The following is a 20,593-nucleotide window of genomic DNA, read 5'->3' on the forward strand; positions in this document are numbered from 1 at the left end:
CACGAATGAACCTCGAAGAACTACAAGCAGCGCGCGACCGCGAGCGACAGACCGACAAGCTCCAGCAGCTGCGCGAGAGCTTTTACGCGGACGCGGGCGAGTTCATTCAACAGCTTCAGACCGAACGTGACCGCGCTGCCGAGCGCGCTGATGACCCCTTCGATTCGACAGAAGTCGGCCAGCTCACCGACGAAATTAACACCGCAGAACAGACTGTCGAGGCAATTTACGAGAAACGCGTCGGCAAAATTGTCAAAGCCGCCTCCTTCGCCGCTGCGGACCTCCCGGCCGAAGCTGACGGGATGACCAAAGAAGAACAGGACCTGTTCGATACACTGGTCGATAATATCAAATCCAACCGCCAGCACGTCCTCAACGTGCTCGACGGAGACTCACCGTCCGGCGGAAACGAAGAAGCCACGACGACAGCACCGGAGGAACCGGACGTCTCCGCCGCCGACCTGATGGGGTCGGGCGGTGAGACGACAGCGCCCACGGGTGGGCCGCCGACACAGGCCGAGTCACCTGACCCCGAACCGCCCTCGGCGGAGTCCACCACAACCGACCCGGAGCCACCCGCCACAGAGTCGCCCGAACCGACCGCAGGCGAGGTGTCACCGCCCGGCGGTGACCAACCACCCGAACAACCACAACAGGCTGACCGTGATGTGTCTCCACGCGATACGACTCGCGTCGAGTCCACAGGGGAGACTGCAAGCCCGCCGCCACAGGGCGAGGAGGCGCTCAGAAACGACGGCGGCCAGCCAACCAGCGAACCCCCGGCAGTCGAGCGTCGGACGGTCCGCATCACTGACGATGTCGGCACCTTCGTTGGCTCTGACGAACGCGATTACGACCTTGCGCGCGACGATATTGTTACCCTACCCGAGAGCAATGCGTCGCTGCTCATCGACCGTGACGCCGCCGAGGGGCTGTAACCAGCCGTTCGCAAAGGCACAAAGGTTTTTCCCCCTCGTTGGGAACGGAGTGGTATGGTAGAACTACTAGATATTGCGTTCGTACTCGGCGGGGCTGTGCTGTTGTTTTTCGGCGCTGTGCTCTCCGTGTACGGCGTTGGACTGCTCGGGGCCGTCGTCGGCGCTGCTGGGGGCTATCTCATTGCACCGACAATCGGGGGGTTCGTCGGTGTTCAGGGGTTGCTCGCGACGGCTGTTGCGATTCCAATCGGCGCGATTGCCGGCATTCTGGCCACCTATATGCTGCTCTCACTGGCTGTTGGCGCGATTAGCTTCGCCGTTGGAATGTACTTCGGAGCGACTGCGGTTGCGCCGATGTTCGGGAATCTGGTGAGTCCAGTTGGGATTGCAATCGTTCTCGGGATGGGCCTTGCCGCCGCCGTCATCGGTTCGCTGATGACCAAGACGATGATGGTTATCATCACCTCGGCGGTGGGTGCAGCGCTCGTCTCACGAAAACTCACGATTGGTGCGCTGCGAACGGCCCAGAGCAATGTTGCCGTCGACCCCCTTACCTTCGAACCAACGTCACCCATCTTCCTTGGGCTGTTCGTCCTCGGTGTCCTCTCGCAGTTTGGCCTGTTTAAACTCGGGTGGGTGACCGATATCGTCGCTCGCCTGCCGGGTGCTCGACAACTTACCGACCGTGGCGAGGACGACGCAGCCGGCAGCTGACGCCGCCGTCTATATATGCCTATTGTTCACTTACGCTAGCTCTATATAATTAATAGTACAGTATTTATGTATCTCACCGGTAGAGGCGAATAATGAGACGCCGTACTGTGTCTGCTGTGGCCGGGGTAGACAGTGACCCACAGTACGCGACTGCCACGCTGTGGCGGCTGAGAATACCTACACCATGAGCTTCCAGAACGAAACCGAATCCACGGAGATGAGTGAATCGATCACACAGCCACAGACGACAGTTCCCGACGACGCGGGGGCAGACACGCTCGGTGAGACCATTATCGAGGCGGATAATCTCGATGTGTTCTACGGCGAAGAACAGGCGCTAGACGACATCACCTTCCCGATTCCCGAACAGCAGGTCACCGCGCTGATTGGGCCCTCTGGCTGTGGAAAGTCGACATTCTTGCGCTGTGTCAACCGGATGAACGACCTCATCACGAGCGCTCGCGTCGAGGGAGACCTGTATTTCCGCGGCAAGAATCTCTACGACGAGGATGTCGACCCGGTTGCGCTCCGTCGGACGGTCGGAATGGTGTTCCAGGAACCAAATCCGTTCCCCAAGAGCATCTACGACAACGTCGCGTACGGACTCCGCGTCCAGGACAAAGTTGAAGACCTAGACGAACAGGTCGAGGACGCCCTCCGCCGGGCGGCGCTGTGGGACGAGGTCAAAGACCAACTCCACACCTCCGGGATGGACCTCTCGGGTGGCCAGCAACAGCGGCTCTGCATCGCCCGCGCTATCGCGCCTGACCCGGAAGTCCTGCTGATGGACGAACCCGCCTCCGCGCTGGACCCAGTTGCCACCTCGAAAATCGAAGACCTGATCGAAGACCTGGCGACGGACTACACCGTGGTTGTCGTCACCCACAACATGCAGCAGGCAGCACGAATCTCGGACATGACCGCCGTCTTCCTCACCGGCGGCAAACTCGTCGAGTACGACAACACCCAGAAAATCTTCGAGAATCCCGAACACCAGCGCGTCGAGGATTACATCACCGGCAAGTTCGGATAAGTTACCGTCCCAACGCGTCCATAATCTGCTGCAGCAACCCGTCTGCTTCTCCAGTGTTGCTCTCCGCAGCAAGCGCCTGTTCTCGTGACCCGGTCTGGTGGTACACTGCCAGTGATGTCGCGACCCGCTCGTATTCGGTAGCGGCCGGGGTTGTCGGCTCGACAGCCACCCGTGGTTCCTTGGCGTCACCGTACTCCGGAACGACGCCGAACAGGTCTGTTCCGGCGGCATTTGCCAGTGCTGTGGGGTCACACTCACCGTGGCTGCGGGTCAGGACCAATCCGCCGACGGTGCCGTCGACCTGCGCAACCATCTCGCGGGTCGTCCGGATATCCCTGGTGGCAGCCTCGCTGGGCGTACTGACGAGCACGACCGCGTCGGCCAACCCATACGCCACGCTATTTTCGTGGCTCAATCCGGGCCCGGTGTCTAATAGCACGACCTCGTGACGGTCTGTCAGTGAGTTGAGCGCTCGACGAAGGTTTGAGGGGTCGGCCTGCTCGACGGACTCGAGCGCCATCGATCCCGGGACGACTGCTGGCCCGTGTTTGGAGTGGACGCTGACGTCCGCGACGGTGGCCTCGCCTGCGAGGACTTCGTGGACGCCGCCGTCGCCTGCAATTTCAAACAGTTGACCGAGATTTGGCATCCGAAGGTCAACATCTACCGCTGCGACATCGTACCCCTCTGCAGAGAGCGCCGTTGCCACGTTTGCTGTCACGGTCGTCTTGCCGGTCCCGCCCTTCCCTCCTGCAAACGTGTATACCGTTGACATTGGCCACTATTGGTGATTAATAGAGAAAGTAACAGTGTGCCTGAACGAGCGCGCCGACATCTCTTGGAGCCCCTGAACGCTCGCAGAAGTCCGCCGATAGGCGGTCATCAGACACACGTCGATTCGTATTTCTATCTCCATCGGCAACGACCGATGTGATGGGTGAACAGGAGGGAGGTACCTACACGCTTTGTCTTGAACTCGCCACACCAGCCGAAATTGAGGTTGGGGCACTGGGAGCGAACTCATTTGACTCTGGGTGGTACGCCTACGTTGGAAGTGCGCTCGGCTCCGGCGGCTTCTCGCGAGTCGAGCGCCACCGCGAACTCGCGGCTGGCAAGCGCGACACCCGCCACTGGCACATTGATTACCTGCTCGGCCACTCCGAGAGCCGACTGGATAGCGTTGTCAAAACGACCAGCGTCGACGGCGAGTGTGCAGTCGCAAGCGCGCTCGACAGCCCCACAATCACGGACTTTGGTTGCTCGGATTGTTCCTGTGAGACACACCTGTTTTTCGCCTCGACGCGTGAGCAATTGCTTAGCGCCGTCGAGGACGCACACAACCTGCTCTCTGGCGCGACGGCTGTCGATCAGTTCCGGTAACGAGCGAGCAGGGCAACCCCGAGGAGTCCGCTCACGACTACTGCCGGCCCGAATCCATCACCGAATCCGTCCGCCGACCCATCTTCCGGACTGTCCTCAGTGGCATCGGTTTCTGCCGGGCCGTCGTCGGCGCTCGTTCCGTCACTCGTCCTGTCGCCGGTATTGTCGCCAGTGTCATCTGTCCCGTCTGTGTCATCGCTAGTGTTGTCTGTGTCGTCTGCGGTGTCGTCTCCAGTTCCGCTTTCGGTTGTCTCGTTTTCGAGCACGTCGAGGCTACCCTCGGCGCTGGTCGTCCGACCGTCTGCCGCGGTGACAGCCACCGAGAGTGTGTACGTCCCGGCAGTTTCCGGCGTGAACGTCGCTGTCGGCGTCGCGGTGGCTAGGGTCTGCTCGCCACTTGGGCCAGAGATGATGAACTCGTACTGCTTGACGTCGGCGTCCTCTGGTGTCGTCGCGACGGTGGCGTTGACTGCTGTCCCGACGGTTGGCTCTGTCGGCAGCGAAAGCGTCGCGCCAAGTGGTTCCGCGCTGTCGAGGGTCGCGCTGACTGCGTCGCGGTTGTTGCTGAGGTCGGCCGCCGTGAACTCGACCTGTTCACCGTCGACTGACTCGGCGTCGATGGTCAGCGTCAGTTCGTACTGTTCGCCTGCCGAGAGATGGTCGAAGACCCAACCCGACTCTGTCTCGGTAACGCCCGAGCCGTCGGAATCAATCAGCGAAACGTCCACGACATCGGAAGACGCAACTGACAGCTGTGGTGCGAGACTTTGCTCGGTCCCGGTGTTCGCTATCGTGGCTGTCACGCGCTCGGTTCTGCCCGCTTGCACGTCGAGTTCGGATACCTGCAGGTCGAGTGCTGCGCCTGTGTTCGGCCCGTCGTAGACTGTCGGCTCCGGAACCGAAATTGTCGGTGGTGTCGAGCGGATATACTCGTCGAAGAAGCCGTCGACGTTGCCTGCTTGTGCTGCGAGGGCCTCGAAGTCGCTGTCGCTGATTTCGTTATCGGCCGCGTTCTTCGCACGGAAGACATCGACGTAGCGACCGCCGCTGTTGCGAAGCCGCTCGTCCATCGTCGCAAGCGTCAGCGCGCCGAGTTCGTAGTTTGCAAACGTTCCTCGCCAACTGGCCCTGTCGGCGAGTATCACGTCGTCGTAGTCGTTGCCACGTTCCAGCAGCCTGTGGAAGCGGTGGTACTGGATTGTCCCGTCTTTCAGCGCGAGTAACTTCCCGAAGTAGTCGGCGCTGCCCTCAATAGTCCACTCGGTAGCGTCGGTCCGCTTGTAGTCCTGCCTGCTGTGGATGTACTCGTGAAAGAGCGTGGTCTGAGGACTCTCCAAGCCAGCCTCGTGGACCCAGGCGGCGGCGTTGGTGCTGATTGCCAGCCCGCCGCGCCGGAGCGGGTCGGTGAGAACGAACAGCGTCAGGCGCTGGGAGCGGCCGCCGCCGTCGAACTGGTTCGAGGCGGTGACCAGTCGCTGCTGAATCTCCTCGACGGTCCACTCGGGATTTGCGGCGTCGCTCACGACGAGTCTGAACTGTTCGCTTTCAGAGCTGAACTCGTAGTCCTCGTACTCGCCGAGATAGACCATTCCGCCCGCGACGACGCCGGGTCCATCAACAGTTGTCCGTTTGTCGATTTCAATTGTCTCGGGTTCGTACGCTCTCCACCCAAGGCCCGTCCTGACTGGCTTGTCGGTTATCGCCCACTCACCCGCGTCGACGTAATCGTAGGCGTCACCTGCCTGCTCGTTGATCGCCACGCGTAATCTGACCGTTGGGGTCGATGTTTGCTCGTCCCACTCGTAGGCGCCGTCGACCCGGTCGAACCCGTCAATCCCCACGACTTCGTACCGCTCGCCACCGATGTTCGTCTCGAATTCGGCAACATCGTCGCCGATGTGGTACCGGAGTTCGACAGCGACTATCCCCTGTTCGGGTGCATTCGAGACGCTCTGCACTTCGACAATCTCTCTGTCACCAACATCCTCGCCGTGGGAGGCGGCAACACCGCCAACACCGGCGGTCAACAGTCCAGCGACAGCGAGACCCAAAATGACGACCTGAAGCGTTCGACTGCGCACACGCCTACTCGGGTAGCGAGGAAAATAGCTGTGGTGGCCGATTACTCCCGGACGTATTCAGGCTTGACGAACGGTTCGTCTTCGCCCTCGACGCGGAGGACATCGAGTGCGGTGACTTCCGCGCCGACGCCGAGTTCGCCGGCGAGACTCGGCTCCGTCCGACCCTCGTCGCTGCTGACCAGTTCTTTCACGTAGAGGCCGCCCTCGCCGTGGACCTCAATGGTGGCGGTGGTCTCGCGTTCGAGTTCACCGGAGATATCGTAGACTTCACGGATTCGGGTCTTGGCGGCGCGGCGGTGTGACACTCGCTGTGGCGTGTCCTGCTCGATTGTCGCGCCGTCGAGCGCGTCGAGAGCGGCCTCGAACTCCTCCGCTTTGACTGCTGTGTCGAAGTCCACATCCATCCGGTAGGTCTTGCTCGCGTCGTGTTCCTTGACGCGCTCGACCATCTCGTGGGTAGCGAGTCGCAGTCCCTCGACTTCGACCTTGCCGTCGGCGAACTCGTTGATTTCCGCTTCCAGCGCGTCGGTGTCGACATCCCGCTTCCGTGGCTCGTCGATTTCGATGACGAACGGACGACCGGTTCCGACCATCTTCGCGTCGACATCCTCTCGGCCAGCGCCGTGGAACGTGCCCGCTTCGCCGTTCATCGCCTCTAGCACTGGCGGGACGCTCAACTGTTCGACGCTCTCGTCGTAGCGGTAGCCGGTGCCGTCACAGCCCGAACACTCCTCGTCGCGGTTGATTCCGGTGCCGTTGCACTCTCGGCACGGCCACTCTGTCTGTGGAATATTCCGCTCGAGTTTTCGATAGCGACCGTAGACGAACGCGGAGTTGACCTGCACCTCCACTTCGTCAGTTGCGAGGTCACAGAGCACGAGCACATCCGGCCGGCCGAAATCGACCTCGGTTCCAGTTTCCTGGCCGAAGCGCTTGCCAACTTCGCGGTTGTACTCGCTTTTGAGCAGCTCGCCAGCCTCCGGGTCGAGACCGACATCCTCCCGGAGGAGGCGGTCGTTTTCTTCGATCAGCGGCGGCACACGAGTCCCAATCTGATAGCTCTCGAACTGGTAGCCCCGGACGGCGCTTGCGGCCTGTTTGGCCCACCAGTCGAACCGTTCGCACGCTCCTTCACAGACCCAGCAGTCCTCACCAGCCTCGAAATCGTCGTCGTCGGCCAGCGCGAGCGCGGTTCGGAGGCCGTTGCCTCGGTCGCGGTTCGTCAGTCCGAAACTTCGGTCGGCAACGAGGCGGCCCAGACAGGGGTCACAGAGCGGGCCCGTTTCCAGTGCCCGACGAGCAAGCGACAGAACGTCCATTATCGGAGGGTCGTTCCGGGTCCGTAATTCAGTTTCGGAGCGATGATCTGGAGGATGTGTGTGAAGGGTTGTTTGGGAATTCTTGAGCGCAAACAGCCAGAAAGCCCCGACTCTCTCGACTCCCGAGCCTCGCTGCGCTCCAGTAGGTGCTTGCGTCGGCTGGGTTCGCCGAGAGAGTCGCCCCTTTCAGTCCCACCCTGTTGCTTGTGTCACAGGCCACCGCGGGTGGGACTGAAAGGGGTCGCCCGCCTTGCTCCATCCCGGACGACGTAAGCACCGTGGTTCGAGAGAGCGAAGCTCTCTCGTCATCACGAAAGAGCTACAGGCTCTTTCGAATGACAACGAAGTGAGGAGCGCAACGAGTCCCGGATGGGCAAGCGGGCGGGGGCTTTCTGGCTGTTCACGGCCACGCCCTCTCCAATAGAATCCAATTCCACTCCTAGCAGATGTTGAGAGTTATGTACGTGGGTGCGTTAGCTATCGCCAGAATGCGGCCATGAGCGAAGGGGAACAGAAACTCGTCGATACGCAGGGGGATTATCTCTACGCCGTGAAAGGCGGTGAGCCACTGCCTGACGCGCAGTGGCGCTCCTGCCGAATCGTCATCACCGACGAGCGGCTTGTGCTGTCGACGAGCAGCAACAAACAGGCCATTCCCCACTCGAAGATTCTCGTCCCCGACGACGGCGAAGACCTCATCCCAGATGGGATGGACGCGCCGGGCGCAACGCCGCTGAAAATCGGGAACAACGTCATTCTTGTCGACGCGCAGGAACTGAGTGACTTCGAGTCAGAATACTGTCGGGCCGCACTCCACGACGAGGTAATCCTCGTCAAGTACCCGGCCATCGTCGGCGGCGTCGTCCAGGAGGACGCGTCGTGGTCGAAGGCCCGGTTTCGACTGGACGACGACGAAATTGTCCTCGGGCTGCCCGACAACGAGACGGTTCGGTTTCGGATTGACAATGTTGGGACTGTCGACACCGCGACGGAACAGGTCGCAGGCGAACAGCGGGAAGTCGTCAAAGCCGAACACACTGACGAGGAGGGCCGTAGCGTCGAGACTCACTTTTCGGGCGTGCAGTGGCATCCCCGGGCACTCGGGACACTCCTTCGGAATACTATCGAGACTCGCCAGGACGAGTACGAACTCGACGACCTAGAGAATCAGGTTCTGATGGCCCTGTACTCCGGTGTTGCGCCGTTCGAGATGGCTGACTTCGTCGGCACCGATGTCGAGGAAGTCGAGGAAATTTACCAGAGACTCCTCGACGCGGGTGCCGTCGACAAGGTTCGCGAGCGGACCGAAGTGTCGCTGAACGCGAAAGGGCGAAATCTCGCGAGTGAAGCGATGAACGAGCAGTGACTTGGCTCTCGTCGCTGATAACCGGACATAACCTATAATTGCCCCTGTACCCTACCCACGAGAGAGCGGTGCTGTCATGAGTAACACTGAAAAGAAAATCGAGGACACGCAGGGCAAGTACCTCCACGCTATCAAGGCTGGTCGGGAGTTGACCGACGCCGAGTGGGAGAACTGCCGGATTGTCCTGACCAACCAGCGGCTGATGATCATCACGGACTCGAAGATCTCGATGCCGCTGGAGGATATTGACGTCCTCGACGAGCGCGTCGATGTCAACCGCAATGCGGCCTCTGAGTCGTACTACACAGCACTCGATGTCGGCGGGGATGTGTTGCTCATCACGACAGCAGACTACCAGGGCTTCCGGACGAACTTCTTCCGGGCAATTCTCGACGAGGCGGTCATCTACGTCAAACATCCCGCGGTTGTCGGCGGCGTTGTCAAATCCAGCGAGTGGCAGCGTGGCCGACTGAGCCTCACCAAAGAGACTGTCAGGATGGTTCTGGAGGATGGCCAGAAGTTCATCATCGAGCGCGACGACATCGGCGAGATGGAGACCGACGAGCGCGAGGTGGCCGGCGAGGACCGCAGTGTTATCGAGGTCGAACACACCGACGACGAGGGCACCAGCGTCGAGACGTACCTCTCCGGTCGGCAGTACCACATCTCGGTGCTCAAACAACTACTGGAGGAGGGTGCCGAGCGCAACCGTGCTGACCTGGACCTCACGGCGACCGAACAGCGGGTCGTAATGGCGCTGTACTCCGGCGTCTCGCCGTTTGCCATCAGTGATTTCGTCGGTATCGATGTCGAGCGTGTCGAAGAAATCTACGACCAGTTGCTCGAACTCGAAGTCATCCGGGTCGTCCGCGAGCGCAAGGAAGTCTCGCTGACGCCACAGGGTCGGAAAGTCGCCGGCGAGGCGATGGGCGAGCAGTAGTTCTGCGGTTGGGATTAAGTACCAGGCCGGCGAAATCCCGGGTATGCCAGCCGAATCGTTCACGCTCGGGGCGGCACAGATCGAACCGGTCTACCACGACAAAGAGGGGACACTCAACAAGACCTGTCGGTATATCGAACAGGCGGGCAACGAGGGGGTCGACCTGCTCGTCTTTCCGGAGACGTACTTCCCGGGCTACCCGTACTGGCGGGGCAGCGTCTCGATCCCCCGCTGGACGGATCTGATGGTCGAGCTCCAGAAGAACAGCCTTCACGTCGAGGACGAAGCCGTGGCGATACTGGGTGAGGTCGCCGCCGAGGCGGACGTCCACGTCGCCCTCGGAACCAACGAACTCAGCGACCGGGCAGGTAGCGAGACCATTTATAACAGCATCTTCTACTTCGACCGCGGCGGGGACCTTGTAGGACGGCACCGGAAACTGATGCCGACCCAAGAGGAGCGAGCGATCTGGGGGCGGGGCGATCCCTCCAGTCTGCAGACCTACGACACAGATATCGGCCAGTTAGGGGGACTGATCTGCTTCGAGAACCACATGACCCTCTCGAAGGCAGCGCTGACCGCCATGGGCGAGGAGATCCACGCCGCCGTCTGGCCGGGCTTCTGGGAGCAACACGGCCATCCGGGCGACAAAAGTCGGGCGGAAACAGCTGAGGCCGTCGACACCTGCGACATCTACCCGGCGATGCGCGAGTACGCCTTCGAGACCCAGTCGTTCGTCGCGGCCTGCTCGGCGTACATGAGCGAGGACGTACCCGAGGGATTCACCGAGGAGGAACTAGGCTTCAACGTCGCTGCGGGCGGGAGCATGCTAATCAATCCGGCGGGCATCGTCAAGGCAGGCCCGCTGATCGGGGAAGAGGGGCTCCTGACCGCGGACTTCGAGCGCGACGAGCGCCGCGCGACGAAAGCGTACTTCGACGCGATGGGCCACTACACACGATGGGACGCCGTTTCGCTGTCGATCAGCGACGAGACGCTCGAACCCGCGAGACGAAAAGACGGTTCGATGGGTGTCCAGCAAAATGGGCAACTCTCGGCCGCAACGGCACAGACCCTCGCCGAGGAACACGACGTGTCGATCGAAGCAGTTGAAGAAATCGCCGACGCCGTCGCGGACCGGCAGTGAGTGGTACCTACTGCCCGAACCGCGTAATCGGGTCGAGTTCCTCGGGGTCGGTGTTCTCGTTGAAGGCCTCGCGAGCGATGGTCCGGAGGTGGACCTCGTCGGCACCATCGACGATGCGGAACGGTCGGATCGACTCGTAGAAGTCCGCAATCGGGAGGTCCTTTCCGATTCCGTTGCCACCGAGGTACTGTAAGGCGGTGTCGATGGCGTCCTGCGTCGCCTGTGCGGCGTAGACTTTGCTCATCGAGACGCCGATGCGTGCCTCTTCGCCGGCGGCAATCTTGTCGGCGGTGTGGCGAACGAGCGACCGGGCGGCGTTCACTTCGGCCTCTCGGCGGGCAATCTCGAAGCGAGCGCTCTGTTTGTCTGCCAGCGAACTCCCGAATCCCTCGCGTTCTTCGAGATAGCTTCGCGTGACCGTCAGTGCGCGCTCGGCCATCCCAGAGAACCGCATGCAGTGAGTGAGCCGGGCCGGACCGAGTCGCTCCTGAACGTGCGTGAACCCGTCACCAACATTCCCGAGGACGTTCTCCTCGGAGACGCGAACGTCGTGGTACTTGATTTCGGCGTGGCCGGTGCCGTGGAGTTCACTCCCCAGATGGGGCACGTTTCGGACGATATCGACGCCATCGGCTTCCACGGGGACGAGGAAGACAGTACAGCCCTCGTAAGGGTGGGCTTCGGGGTCGGTCCGGGCGAGGACCAGCAGTACGTCTGCTCGAATACCGTTCGAGGTCCACCACTTGTGGCCGTTGATGACCCACTCATCGCCGTCTTTTTCGGCGGTTGTCTGGATCATCTTCGGGTCCGAGCCAGCGCCCTGCATCGGTTCGGTCATCGAGAAGCCGGAGTGCAGTTCCCCCTCGACCAGCGGCCGCAGGTACTCCTCTTTTTGCAGTTCGGTGCCGTGGAGTTCGAGCAGGTGCATGTTCCCTTCGTCGGGTGCGTCGACGCGCATTGCTGCCGGCCCGAGGAGACTCCGGCCAGCCTGCTCGAACGTCGGCAGACAGTCGTTGAACTCGTAGCCCATGCCGCCGTACTCCTCGCCAATCTGTGGGGCGTAGACGCCGTACTCCTTGGCGGCGGCCTGCAACTCTGAAATTGTCCCGTCTGAGACGGTGGTTCCCCCCTCGAGTTCGCGCTCTTTCGGGAGGACGACCTCCTCCATCAGTGATTCTGCCCGCTCAGCTAACTCCTCTGCTTTGTCTGAATCGTTAAACTCGAACATCGGTGTGTATCTATGAATTATGCTGTACAATGTAAACCAAACACCCACGAAATGGTGGGTGGTATTTAACAGTAGCATATTACCAGATAAAGAGCCATGAGACCGGCCTGTAGAGCAGTGGGCATACGGCGAGCGCTGCGCGAACGGCGAAGCCGCGAGCGCGAAGCGAGACGTTTCTCCGGACGCGCCACAGGCGCGTCCGGCCTTTTTCACCACCGGGGAGAGCCAACTCTCCCGAGCTCTCACTCACTGCGTTCGTGAGAACCACGTTTTTGTCGGGAGCGGTTGCGAGCGGAGCGAGCAACCCGACCGAGAAAAAGATGGTCGATGGAACTATTTCCAGCCGTCGAGAAGGCGTTCGTATGACAGAGACCGAGCCGGCGGCCGTGTTCTGGGACATCGGAGGCGTCATCGTGGACCTGCAAAGTATTCAGGCCGGCCACATGGCGTTCATCGAGTCGCTGCTAGAGGAGTACGACTCGCCGCTGTCGACAGCTGAAGCGCTCGACCAGTGGCGAAGTACGCTGGGTGAGTACTTCCGGAGCGGCGAGGGAACCGAGTATCTTCCCGCGCGTGCCGGCTACCGCGAAGCCATCGACGAAATTCTGGACGCAGATGTCGACGATGTCGCGTGGGAGCCACTCTTTCAGCAGATTCACGACGAGTACGCCGAACCGCACGACGGGGCCGTCGAGACGATTCAGCGCCTCGCCGACAGTTCCCTCCACGTCGGCGTTATCAGCGATGTCGACGACGACGAGGGACAACGTATGCTCGAAAAGTTCGGCGCGTGGTCGTCGTTCGACTCATTCACGAGTTCGGAGGCTGTCGGCTACAAGAAGCCGGACCGCCGGATGTTCGAAACCGCACTACAGAAAGCCGATGTCGAGGGCGAACAGGCCGTGATGATCGGTGACCGCTACGCCAACGATATGGAGGGCGCAGACGCGCTGGACATGACAACGATTAGCTTCGGTGCCGAAGACGGCCCGGCAGTCGATCATCACGTCGAGGAGCTGCGAGAAATCTCCGCGCTCGTTGGCGTTTCGGACTGACCCAGCGACTCGGCGCGAGGCTTTTTTATCCCGGGTGGGTAACAGGAGGAGTAATGCCATCGTTTGTCGAGCAGACAGAACCGGAAGCAGTTTTCTCGTCGCTCGCAGACAAAAAGCGCGTCGCGATTCTCCGCGCGCTGTGGCAAGCAGACGAGGAACTCTCCTTTTCGGAGTTACACGACGCTGTCGACATCGAGGACTCGGGACAGTTCAACTACCACCTCGGCAAACTCGTCGGTCAGTTCGTCCAGAAAAGCCAGGCGGGCTACAGCCTCACCGAACCAGGCAATCAGATAAACGGTGCAATCGATGGCGGCTCCTACACCGCCGACGGCTCGATGGCCCCAATCCAGATCGAACCGCCCTGTCCAACCTGTGGCGGGCAGCGCACACTCGAATACGAGGCCGACCGCGTCCGTGTCGAGTGTGATTCCTGTGACGCAAGAGCGGCGTTTGGGGTCCCACCGGCGGCCTTCGCTGACCGCGAGCGCGAGGAAATTCCTGCCGTTGCGAGCCGCTATCTCCGGGCCGAACTCTCTCGGCTCGAAAACGGGTTCTGTCCGTACTGTGACGGACGCATCGAGCGCCACGTCGGCCCGCCGGAACCGGACGAACCGCTCCAGGGAGTCGACGAGCAGTTCCCGGTCATCAGATACGAGTGCCGGCAGTGCGGTGCCGAGCCAACCAGTGGGCTGACCATCGGGCTGTTCTCACACCCGGCTGTCGTTGCCTTCTATCACGACCACGGTATCGATATCCGCGACCGCCCGGTCTGGGAGTTTCCGGTCTTCGGCAGTGACGCCGAACAGATCGACAGCGAGGACCCGTTCAGAGCGAGCGCCACCTTCAGAGTCGACGGCGATGAACTCACCATTACCGTCGACGAGCAGTTCGAGATCGTCGACATCGAGCCCGAACGGTAGTATTATTCCGCGGGGCTGTCTTCTGGCTGGCAGATGCCGATTCGTCAACACCGCCCGCCGACTGAGGAGTTCGTTGCAGACTTTCTCGACACCGCAGTGCCATCGGCTATCCCGAACGACCGCTTCATCGACTGGGAGTCGCTCGCTGATGATATCGACAAATACAGCGAACAGATTGCAGCTATCACCAGTCTCGAAGACGTGAGCGAAGCGGAGTTCGTTGACGGTGTCGCGGACGCACTGATGGCCGCTGAAGATACCCGCGAGTGGATCGACTTCTACTTCGAGCTGGTTGGCGAGCGTGGCAACAAGTACAGCTCTCTCGAAGGCGTCTGGAAGTTCTACCCGATCCAGCGAGCAATCGACTCCGGTGACCGCGAGAAAGCCCGTGACCTCGCTGGCGTACTTCGAGATGTCGGCCTCCAGTACATCGTAGACCAGGGAAACGTCCGCAACCACTACCGCGGCATGCTCGTCGGGATGGAATCGCACGCACGGAAGAACCGACAGGGCAGTTGCTTCGAGGATGAAGTCGGTGAACGGGTCGCCGAGGCGACTGACCGACTGCGTGAGGCAGGCCACGACGTGTCCTACGACGACGAGTACACGACGGCGTACAACGATGACTCTGGCCAGGAGAAGACAGTCGACTTTGCTATCTTCGAGGACGGTGACCTCGCCGTCGCCTTCGAGGCGAACTGCTACAAGGTACAGGGGAGCAAACCCTCCGAAATCCGCCGGTCGTACAACCACGTCGCACAGCGAATGCGAGACGATGGCGTGGTCTTCGTCTGGATTACCGACGGACAGGGCTGGGAGTCGATGGAGAACGTACTCGCTGAATCGTACAACGACATCGTCGACGTCTACAACCTCTCGCAGGCCGACCAGCGTCTTACCGACGACCTCGTCGCCGAATTCACCGACGCGTCGACTGCAACAGGAGGTTTATAATCCGCCACGAGCATTCTGAGGTAGATGGTCAAACCGGTTCTCAAGTGGGCAGGCGGCAAGCGCCAACTCCTCGACGAAATCTATGCTCGCTTCCCCGCCGAGTACGAACAGTACCACGAGCCGTTTTTCGGCGGTGGTGCCGTCTTTTTCGACCTCGAACCAGACGATGGAACGGTCAACGACACCAACCCTCGCCTCGTCAACTTCTATCGTGTGCTTCGAGACCATCCCGACGAACTGGTCTCACGTCTCCGGACGTTCGACGACCCCGACGCCGACCCCGACCCTGCCCAGGACTTCGTCGACGAGAACTGGAAAGGCAAAGATATCGGCGAGTACTTCTACCAGCAACGTGCCCGGTTCAATCGCCGTGCCTACGGCGACGGAGAGTGGCCCCAGACAGCCCACGACCGAATCGAAGAGGCGGCACTGCTCCTCTATCTCAACCGAACCTGTTACAACGGCCTCTACCGCGAGAACAGCAACGGCGGGTTCAACGTTCCTATCGGGCGGTACAGCGACCCAGACTGGGTGATGGCTGACCGCGTCCGCGCCGCCAGTCGCACCCTCGCCGACACCGACATCCGAAACGAGGACTTCGAATACATTCTCGAGGCCGCTCAGACGGGGGACTTGGTCTACCTGGACCCGCCATACCAGCCAATGAGTGCGACCGCGAACTTTGCCGAGTACTCCGCTGACGGGTTCGGTCGGGAAGACCAGCAGCGACTGCTGGAGACCGTCACGCAACTCGACAACGACGGTGTCTCCTTCATTCTGAGCAACAGCGGCGTGATGTACGAACTGTACGACGATGCGGGATTTCTGGTCGAAAAGGAGGGCGCAACCCGGAGTATCAACAGCGACGAAACTGCCCGGGGAGAAGTAGACGAAATCATTGCCACCAACGTCCCCGAGGAGGAACGCGGAGCACACGGGCAGGCCTCTATCGCGGATTTCTGACTGCTCGGTGTACGGTGCATCGATTTAGAAGTCCCCGAGTGTCGTCTGGTTCTGTTTGATCGTCCGTGCGTCGTAGCCCTCGCTCGTCAGGTGCTCGGCGAAGGCGTCGCCGGAGCCGTGTTGGGTGTACACCTGCTCGGGGTCGGCGGCCGCGACCAGCCCACAGAGTTCCTCGAAATCACAGTGGTCTGAGAGCGGGAAGGCCGCGTCGAAGTTGCCACGGAACCGAAAGGAGGAATCGACTGCCCATCCCGAGAAGCCGGCCGTTGCCGCGCCCGCGTTCTCCGCAAGTTGTTCGATCCAGTCGATTCTGGTCGTCGTCATCGGAAGGACGACCGCGTCGCCAGTGGTCAGGTCAGTCTCTTCGTCGTAGGAGTCCACTGGAAAGCGCACGTCGAGGTGGTCCTCGATAGCGTCGTTAACGCGCTGCACTGCGTCTGTCGTATAGACCTGCTTGCCTGCTCGGTCGGCGAGCAGTTGCAGTTTCTGTGCCCGCCCGAGCGCGTAGCCAAAGAGCAAGACTGGCTCCTCGGTCGCCGTGAGCCACTCGTCGATGTCGGCGACGACGCTGTCGTGGTCGGGAAAGACGTACTCCGGTTCGCCGTAGGTGGCTTCGGTCACGAGCACGTCCACGTCCGGGGCCTCGAAGCCATCGAGATAGCACCGCGAGCGGGTGCAGACGTCGCCGGTGTAGCAGTACCGGGTGCCGTCGGGGTCGGTAATCACTGCGGCCCGCGAGCCAGCGACGTGGCCCGCCGGAACGAGTTCGACCCGCTCGTCCGTCGTCCGGTGGAGTGGCTCCTCCCGGCGGGCAGTGCCCAGCGCCGCGGTCAGCGCTGAGCAGACGACCGTTCGCTCGCCGGTAGGGAGGTGGTCGCCGTGGGCGTGGGAGACAATATTCACGTCGCCGTCTGGGTCGTCGGCGTCACAGACGACGCGGGTGCCGTCAGAGAGTTCGATTTCGATGCCGTCGCGGTACCGGACTGTCACGGTCTGCGTCTACGATCCGAACGAAAAAGAGCGTTCGCTACTCCGAGACCGACCGCTCGGTGATTTCGCCAGCTAGCGGTCGGCGCATCGTCTCCGCAATCGAGTCAGTGTTCGCCAGCGCCCACATGAGTTTGACTTTCGCGGTGCCGGGCAACAGGTCTTCACCCTCGATGACGCCGGCGTCCAGCAGGTCACGGCCAGTGTCGTAGACACGGTCACAGACGCGGCCGTCGAGACACTGGCTCGTCATAACGACTCTGGTCCCGGAGTCGGTCAGCTCCTCGACGTGGTCGATCCAGTCTGTGTTGACGTGGCCGAGGCCAGTCCCCTCGATAACCACGCCAGCGCTGTCGGCGATAGCGTCGAGCATCGCTGGGTCGGTGCCGGGGGTGAACTTGACTAACTCGACGCTGGTTTCGAGTTCTGGTCTGATGTCGAGCTCAGTTTCGTCGCGCTTGCGGTACTCGCGGCGAAACTCAATCTCGGTGTCGCCGCCGCCGTAGCTGACCGTTCCGAGTGGCTGCTGTCCAATCGTCTCGAAGGCGTCCCGGCGTGAGGTGTGGTTCTTTCGTGCGCGGGTGCCGCGGTGCAGTGCACAGTGGTTGTCGGACTGGCCGGCGTGCATGCAGACCAGTACCTCCGCACAGTCGCTTTTTGCGGCCTCAACTGCACAGACTGCGTTCATCACGTTATCCGAAGACGGTCGGTCCGCCGAGCGCTGGCTCCCGGTGAAGACAATCGGCACCGGCGTATCGAGCATGAAGGCCATTGCACTCGCCGAGAACTGCATCGTGTCGGTCCCGTGCATCACGACGACGCCGTCGGCACCGGCTTCGATTTCGTCGTGAATCGCGTGGGCGAGGTCCTGCCACACGTCGGGCGTCATGTTCTCCGAGAGGATGTTCGCGACGACACGACCACGGTAGTTCGCGCGGCCGGCCAGGTCCGGTACCGCCCGAAGCACGTCTTCGGCGTCGAACTGGGCAGTCACCGCACCTGTCCGGTAATCGACCGTCGACGCGATTGTCCCACCGGTGGAGATGAGCGAAATTGTCGGGAGGTCGTCCTCGAACTCGATCTTTGAAGTGCTGTCCTCGTCCTGTGCGCTTTCGATGTCGTAGACGCCAGATTCGAGCACATCGACGGTCGCCTCCTCGCGGTCGATGCCGACGTTGTACCCGCTCTCTAGCTTCACAACTAACTGCTCGGGCGTCGAGGAGGGTAACAGCACACCCTCGAACTCTTCGCCGCCGCGTTCGACGTGGACCCTGTCGCCTTCGTTCATGCTCCGAGCTATCGCGCGGGCAGACTTGAAACCATCCGTTCGGCTCGGCTCACCGAATCTCTGTCACTGCAATCGCGCTGTCTCGGTCGACGGTAATCCACTCCGAAGCCGTTGCCTTCCCATCGGGCGTGAAAATTGTGACCTCTTCGGGGTTGTCCATGTCGTCGTACAGACACTCTAGCTCGAAGTTCGGTTCGTCGGTCAGTGCGTCTTCGTCGGTTGGTTGTCGGAGAGACATCAGCTAATTAGGTGGAGGATTCGTCGTCGGTTTCGTCGCGCTGCTCTGGCGGCCGGGTACGTGCGTACTCGGTGTGCGGTGCAAGCCAGCTTCCGTCAGTATTTCGTCTCATATCTACCTGATATCACCAAGAGTACTAAATACTTTTGGATGTATGACCGCAAAATACGAAAGTCAGTTGTTGAATATACTATTACTGTCCGTAGCACACTGACAAACGCAAGGAAGGATTTGGTTCTGGTGAAAACAATAGAAAACTACTCTATGGATGAATCCGTATATCGAGAGCACCATGGATTGGGAAGACATACCAGTCAGGAAGGTGATGTCCTCGCCGATACGGGAGGCTGAGGGGAGTATGCCGGCGACAGAGGCCGCGCGACTGCTCTGTGAGGAACACATCGGCTCGGTACTCGTCCGTGGCACACCGGACGGCATTCTCACTGACACAGATATCGTACGCGCGGTCAAAGACGGCAAAGAGCCTGCGACGACCACTGTTGCGGAACTGCGGAGCAGTCCGGTCGTGACCATCGCAGTCGACGCCGAGTTACAGCACGCCGCGGAACTGATGGACGAACACAGGATCAAACGACTCGTCGTCACTGAAGACGAGGAGCCAGTCGGTGTCGTGTCGACGACGGACCTGATTGGTTGTCTCTCTCCCGAACTGGAGGAGATAATCAGTGTCTTCGCGACGGATTAACCCGGCAGAATGACTGTCGGCAGCACAATCCAGAAAATGATGGTGCTGATAAAGACGGCGAGAATCCCGTAGGCAGAATTCGGACTGCGGTCGTACACTTTGTAGGCGCAGTAGATCGCTGGCAACCCAGTGATTACCGGCGTCATGAAAAACCCAAAGGCCGCAATCAGTCCGCCGCCGTACTCCCACATCGCCAGTGAGATGGTCTCCCCAGAATCAACCGGAGCACCGCAGTGGTGGCACTTGTCACTGCCACGGATGGTCTGCTTGTCACACTCCGGACAGACCGTTCCCGTTGCAGCGTCACGCTGTGGCTGTTCGCCGGCCATACATCACGTTGGCGTCCAGCGTTGATAAGCGACTCCGTTCAGAGAAACTCCCGGACGTCGGAGTACCACATGTCGTGTTCGTCTGTTTCGCCGATCGCCCGGGCGATTCTGACCGCTATCGCGTGCCAGCAGAGTTCTTCGGGGTCTTCCGCGTCGAGGTTGTACTCGGCGTCTTTGCAGGTGCAGCCGTCGTCCTCGACAACGTACTCGTCAGCGTGGCCGACGACGACGGTAAAGTCGCGGTACTCCTTGACGCGGCCCTCGGAGACGGCCTCGATGGCCTGGTCGCCGCGGTCACCGTGCAAGCGCATGATACGGTCGACTGTGTCGGGGGTAAGCGTGCCCGCGTCGGCCAGTTGTCGTTCCCACTCGTCGACCGCTGTCACACCGATGGCTATGGGAGCACCACCCTAAATGGCGTCGGTCCGTCTGACGTCTGCCCGACGAACTGGGGGTCTCTCGCAGCTGACGGCTGAGACTGGACAATCGTGGGTGTCTGTCCGTACTTGCCGACGAGTCCCGGGCTGAGAGCACCGAACACTGAACCCTTATGTGCACCGGCTTCAAACCCCCACATAGAGACTCGAATGAGTGATTGGATCGCGATTGGAGCGCTCGCGGTCGTCGCAGTGGTCATCCCGCTGTCGATGATGTTCATTTCGTGGTTGATTCGACCGAGCGTTCCGGAACAGGGTAAACGCGCCACCTACGAGAGCGGCGAGATTCCGACGGGCAGCAGCCGCCATGTGAAGTTCAACATCCAGTACTACATGGTCGCGCTGCTGTTCGTCATCTTCGACATCGAGACTGCCTTCATCGTCCCGTGGACGGTCATCTTCGACCGCGCAACCGGCGAGGTGGGCTTTCTGCGGGCGTTCGCGCCGATGGCGGTCTTTCTCGGACTGCTCGTCGTCGGCCTCGCGTGGGCGTGGCGCAACGGCGCAGTCGAATGGGTCCGTAGTGTGCGGGCCGAACGCCAGCGGATAGAGTAATCATGAGTAAAG

The 20,593-nt window shown here is 61.0% G+C and carries 22 protein-coding genes; 13 read left to right on the forward strand and 9 right to left on the reverse strand.

Annotated elements, in window-relative coordinates:
* Positions 1-5: 5 nt before the first annotated feature.
* The 3 genes from ACMGFM_RS11350 to pstB all read left to right on the forward strand — a co-directional run bounded on the left by ACMGFM_RS11350 (position 6) and on the right by pstB (position 2,685).
* Positions 6-938: a DNA replication complex subunit Gins51 gene (locus ACMGFM_RS11350; protein ID WP_436902729.1), complete on the forward strand. Its 933-nt coding sequence runs from the start codon at positions 6-8 to the stop codon at positions 936-938.
* A 54-nt stretch (positions 939-992) separates the two neighbouring features.
* Complete coding sequence (locus ACMGFM_RS11355; RefSeq protein ID WP_436902730.1) at positions 993-1,652, forward strand: phosphate ABC transporter permease; 660 nt, start codon at positions 993-995, stop codon at positions 1,650-1,652.
* A gap of 184 nt (positions 1,653-1,836) precedes the next feature.
* The gene (gene pstB, locus ACMGFM_RS11360; RefSeq protein WP_436902731.1) at positions 1,837-2,685 is read left to right on the forward strand and encodes a phosphate ABC transporter ATP-binding protein PstB; all 849 of its coding nucleotides are present in this window, start codon (positions 1,837-1,839) and stop codon (positions 2,683-2,685) included.
* Position 2,686: 1 nt separating this feature from the next.
* Here the strand turns inward: pstB and ACMGFM_RS11365 are convergent, their stop codons facing one another.
* Positions 2,687-3,460, reverse strand: a complete 774-nt coding sequence (locus ACMGFM_RS11365; RefSeq protein WP_436902732.1) for a MinD/ParA family ATP-binding protein — start codon at positions 3,458-3,460, stop codon at positions 2,687-2,689.
* A 158-nt stretch (positions 3,461-3,618) separates the two neighbouring features.
* On the opposite strand from ACMGFM_RS11365, the gene ACMGFM_RS11370 reads away from it, so the two are divergent.
* Positions 3,619-4,065 (forward strand): GIY-YIG nuclease family protein, encoded by a 447-nt coding sequence (locus ACMGFM_RS11370; RefSeq protein ID WP_436902733.1) that lies wholly within the window; start codon positions 3,619-3,621, stop codon positions 4,063-4,065.
* Here the strand turns inward: ACMGFM_RS11370 and ACMGFM_RS11375 are convergent.
* Positions 4,053-6,146, reverse strand: a complete 2,094-nt coding sequence (locus ACMGFM_RS11375) for a hypothetical protein (protein ID WP_436902734.1) — start codon at positions 6,144-6,146, stop codon at positions 4,053-4,055. The genes ACMGFM_RS11370 and ACMGFM_RS11375 overlap by 13 nt on opposite strands.
* Before the next feature lie 41 nt (positions 6,147-6,187).
* Positions 6,188-7,465, reverse strand: coding sequence for a tRNA pseudouridine(54/55) synthase Pus10 (locus tag ACMGFM_RS11380; protein ID WP_436902735.1), 1,278 nt, complete (start codon positions 7,463-7,465; stop codon positions 6,188-6,190).
* 496 nt (positions 7,466-7,961) lie between these two features.
* Here ACMGFM_RS11380 and ACMGFM_RS11385 point away from each other — a divergent pair, with 496 nt between their 5' ends.
* The 3 genes from ACMGFM_RS11385 to ACMGFM_RS11395 all read left to right on the forward strand — a co-directional run bounded on the left by ACMGFM_RS11385 (position 7,962) and on the right by ACMGFM_RS11395 (position 10,918).
* Positions 7,962-8,831, forward strand: coding sequence for a CheF family chemotaxis protein (locus ACMGFM_RS11385; RefSeq protein ID WP_436902736.1), 870 nt, complete (start codon positions 7,962-7,964; stop codon positions 8,829-8,831).
* A 76-nt stretch (positions 8,832-8,907) separates the two neighbouring features.
* Complete coding sequence (locus ACMGFM_RS11390) at positions 8,908-9,771, forward strand: CheF family chemotaxis protein (RefSeq protein WP_436902737.1); 864 nt, start codon at positions 8,908-8,910, stop codon at positions 9,769-9,771.
* 43 nt (positions 9,772-9,814) lie between these two features.
* A complete protein-coding gene (locus tag ACMGFM_RS11395) occupies positions 9,815-10,918 on the forward strand; it encodes a carbon-nitrogen hydrolase family protein (RefSeq protein WP_436902738.1) in 1,104 nt (367 codons plus the stop codon).
* A gap of 7 nt (positions 10,919-10,925) precedes the next feature.
* Here ACMGFM_RS11395 and ACMGFM_RS11400 read toward each other — a convergent pair whose 3' ends face one another.
* Complete coding sequence (locus ACMGFM_RS11400) at positions 10,926-12,146, reverse strand: acyl-CoA dehydrogenase family protein (RefSeq protein WP_436902739.1); 1,221 nt, start codon at positions 12,144-12,146, stop codon at positions 10,926-10,928.
* A 362-nt stretch (positions 12,147-12,508) separates the two neighbouring features.
* On the opposite strand from ACMGFM_RS11400, the gene ACMGFM_RS11405 reads away from it, so the two are divergent.
* Genes ACMGFM_RS11405 through ACMGFM_RS11420 form a run of 4 tightly spaced genes read left to right on the forward strand, consistent with a single transcriptional unit; the run spans position 12,509 to position 16,041 of the window.
* Positions 12,509-13,201, forward strand: a complete 693-nt coding sequence (locus tag ACMGFM_RS11405) for an HAD family hydrolase (protein WP_436902740.1) — start codon at positions 12,509-12,511, stop codon at positions 13,199-13,201.
* 53 nt (positions 13,202-13,254) lie between these two features.
* Positions 13,255-14,124 (forward strand): ArsR/SmtB family transcription factor, encoded by an 870-nt coding sequence (locus ACMGFM_RS11410; RefSeq protein WP_436902741.1) that lies wholly within the window; start codon positions 13,255-13,257, stop codon positions 14,122-14,124.
* Positions 14,125-14,157: 33 nt separating this feature from the next.
* Positions 14,158-15,078, forward strand: a complete 921-nt coding sequence (locus ACMGFM_RS11415) for a DpnII family type II restriction endonuclease (protein ID WP_436902742.1) — start codon at positions 14,158-14,160, stop codon at positions 15,076-15,078.
* A gap of 24 nt (positions 15,079-15,102) precedes the next feature.
* Positions 15,103-16,041, forward strand: coding sequence for a DNA adenine methylase (locus ACMGFM_RS11420; protein ID WP_436902743.1), 939 nt, complete (start codon positions 15,103-15,105; stop codon positions 16,039-16,041).
* Positions 16,042-16,065: 24 nt separating this feature from the next.
* Here ACMGFM_RS11420 and ACMGFM_RS11425 read toward each other — a convergent pair whose 3' ends face one another.
* Genes ACMGFM_RS11425 through ACMGFM_RS11435 form a run of 3 tightly spaced genes read right to left on the reverse strand, consistent with a single transcriptional unit; the run spans position 16,066 to position 18,554 of the window.
* Entirely contained in the window at positions 16,066-17,031 is a 966-nt protein-coding gene (locus ACMGFM_RS11425; protein ID WP_436902744.1) for an mRNA 3'-end processing factor, read from the reverse strand.
* Between the two features lie 37 nt (positions 17,032-17,068).
* Positions 17,069-18,316 (reverse strand): Glu-tRNA(Gln) amidotransferase subunit GatD, encoded by a 1,248-nt coding sequence (gene gatD / locus ACMGFM_RS11430; RefSeq protein WP_436902745.1) that lies wholly within the window; start codon positions 18,314-18,316, stop codon positions 17,069-17,071.
* Positions 18,317-18,365: 49 nt separating this feature from the next.
* Entirely contained in the window at positions 18,366-18,554 is a 189-nt protein-coding gene (locus tag ACMGFM_RS11435) for a hypothetical protein (RefSeq protein WP_436902746.1), read from the reverse strand.
* A 292-nt stretch (positions 18,555-18,846) separates the two neighbouring features.
* Between ACMGFM_RS11435 and ACMGFM_RS11440 the strand changes: the two genes are divergently transcribed.
* Positions 18,847-19,260 carry a CBS domain-containing protein gene (locus ACMGFM_RS11440; protein WP_436902747.1) on the forward strand — a complete coding sequence of 138 codons (414 nt, stop codon included), beginning with the start codon at positions 18,847-18,849 and terminating at the stop codon, positions 19,258-19,260.
* Here ACMGFM_RS11440 and ACMGFM_RS11445 read toward each other — a convergent pair.
* Entirely contained in the window at positions 19,257-19,589 is a 333-nt protein-coding gene (locus ACMGFM_RS11445) for a hypothetical protein (RefSeq protein WP_436902748.1), read from the reverse strand. The genes ACMGFM_RS11440 and ACMGFM_RS11445 overlap by 4 nt on opposite strands.
* A gap of 38 nt (positions 19,590-19,627) precedes the next feature.
* The gene (locus ACMGFM_RS11450) at positions 19,628-19,975 is read right to left on the reverse strand and encodes a hypothetical protein (protein WP_436902749.1); all 348 of its coding nucleotides are present in this window, start codon (positions 19,973-19,975) and stop codon (positions 19,628-19,630) included.
* Positions 19,976-20,176: 201 nt separating this feature from the next.
* Here ACMGFM_RS11450 and ACMGFM_RS11455 point away from each other — a divergent pair, with 201 nt between their 5' ends.
* Positions 20,177-20,581 carry an NADH-quinone oxidoreductase subunit A gene (locus tag ACMGFM_RS11455; protein ID WP_436902750.1) on the forward strand — a complete coding sequence of 135 codons (405 nt, stop codon included), beginning with the start codon at positions 20,177-20,179 and terminating at the stop codon, positions 20,579-20,581.
* Positions 20,582-20,593: the final 12 nt, after the last annotated feature.

This window comes from Halovenus halobia (genome assembly GCF_051414135.1).
GTDB classification, from domain to species: Archaea; Halobacteriota; Halobacteria; order Halobacteriales; family Haloarculaceae; genus Halovenus; species Halovenus halobia.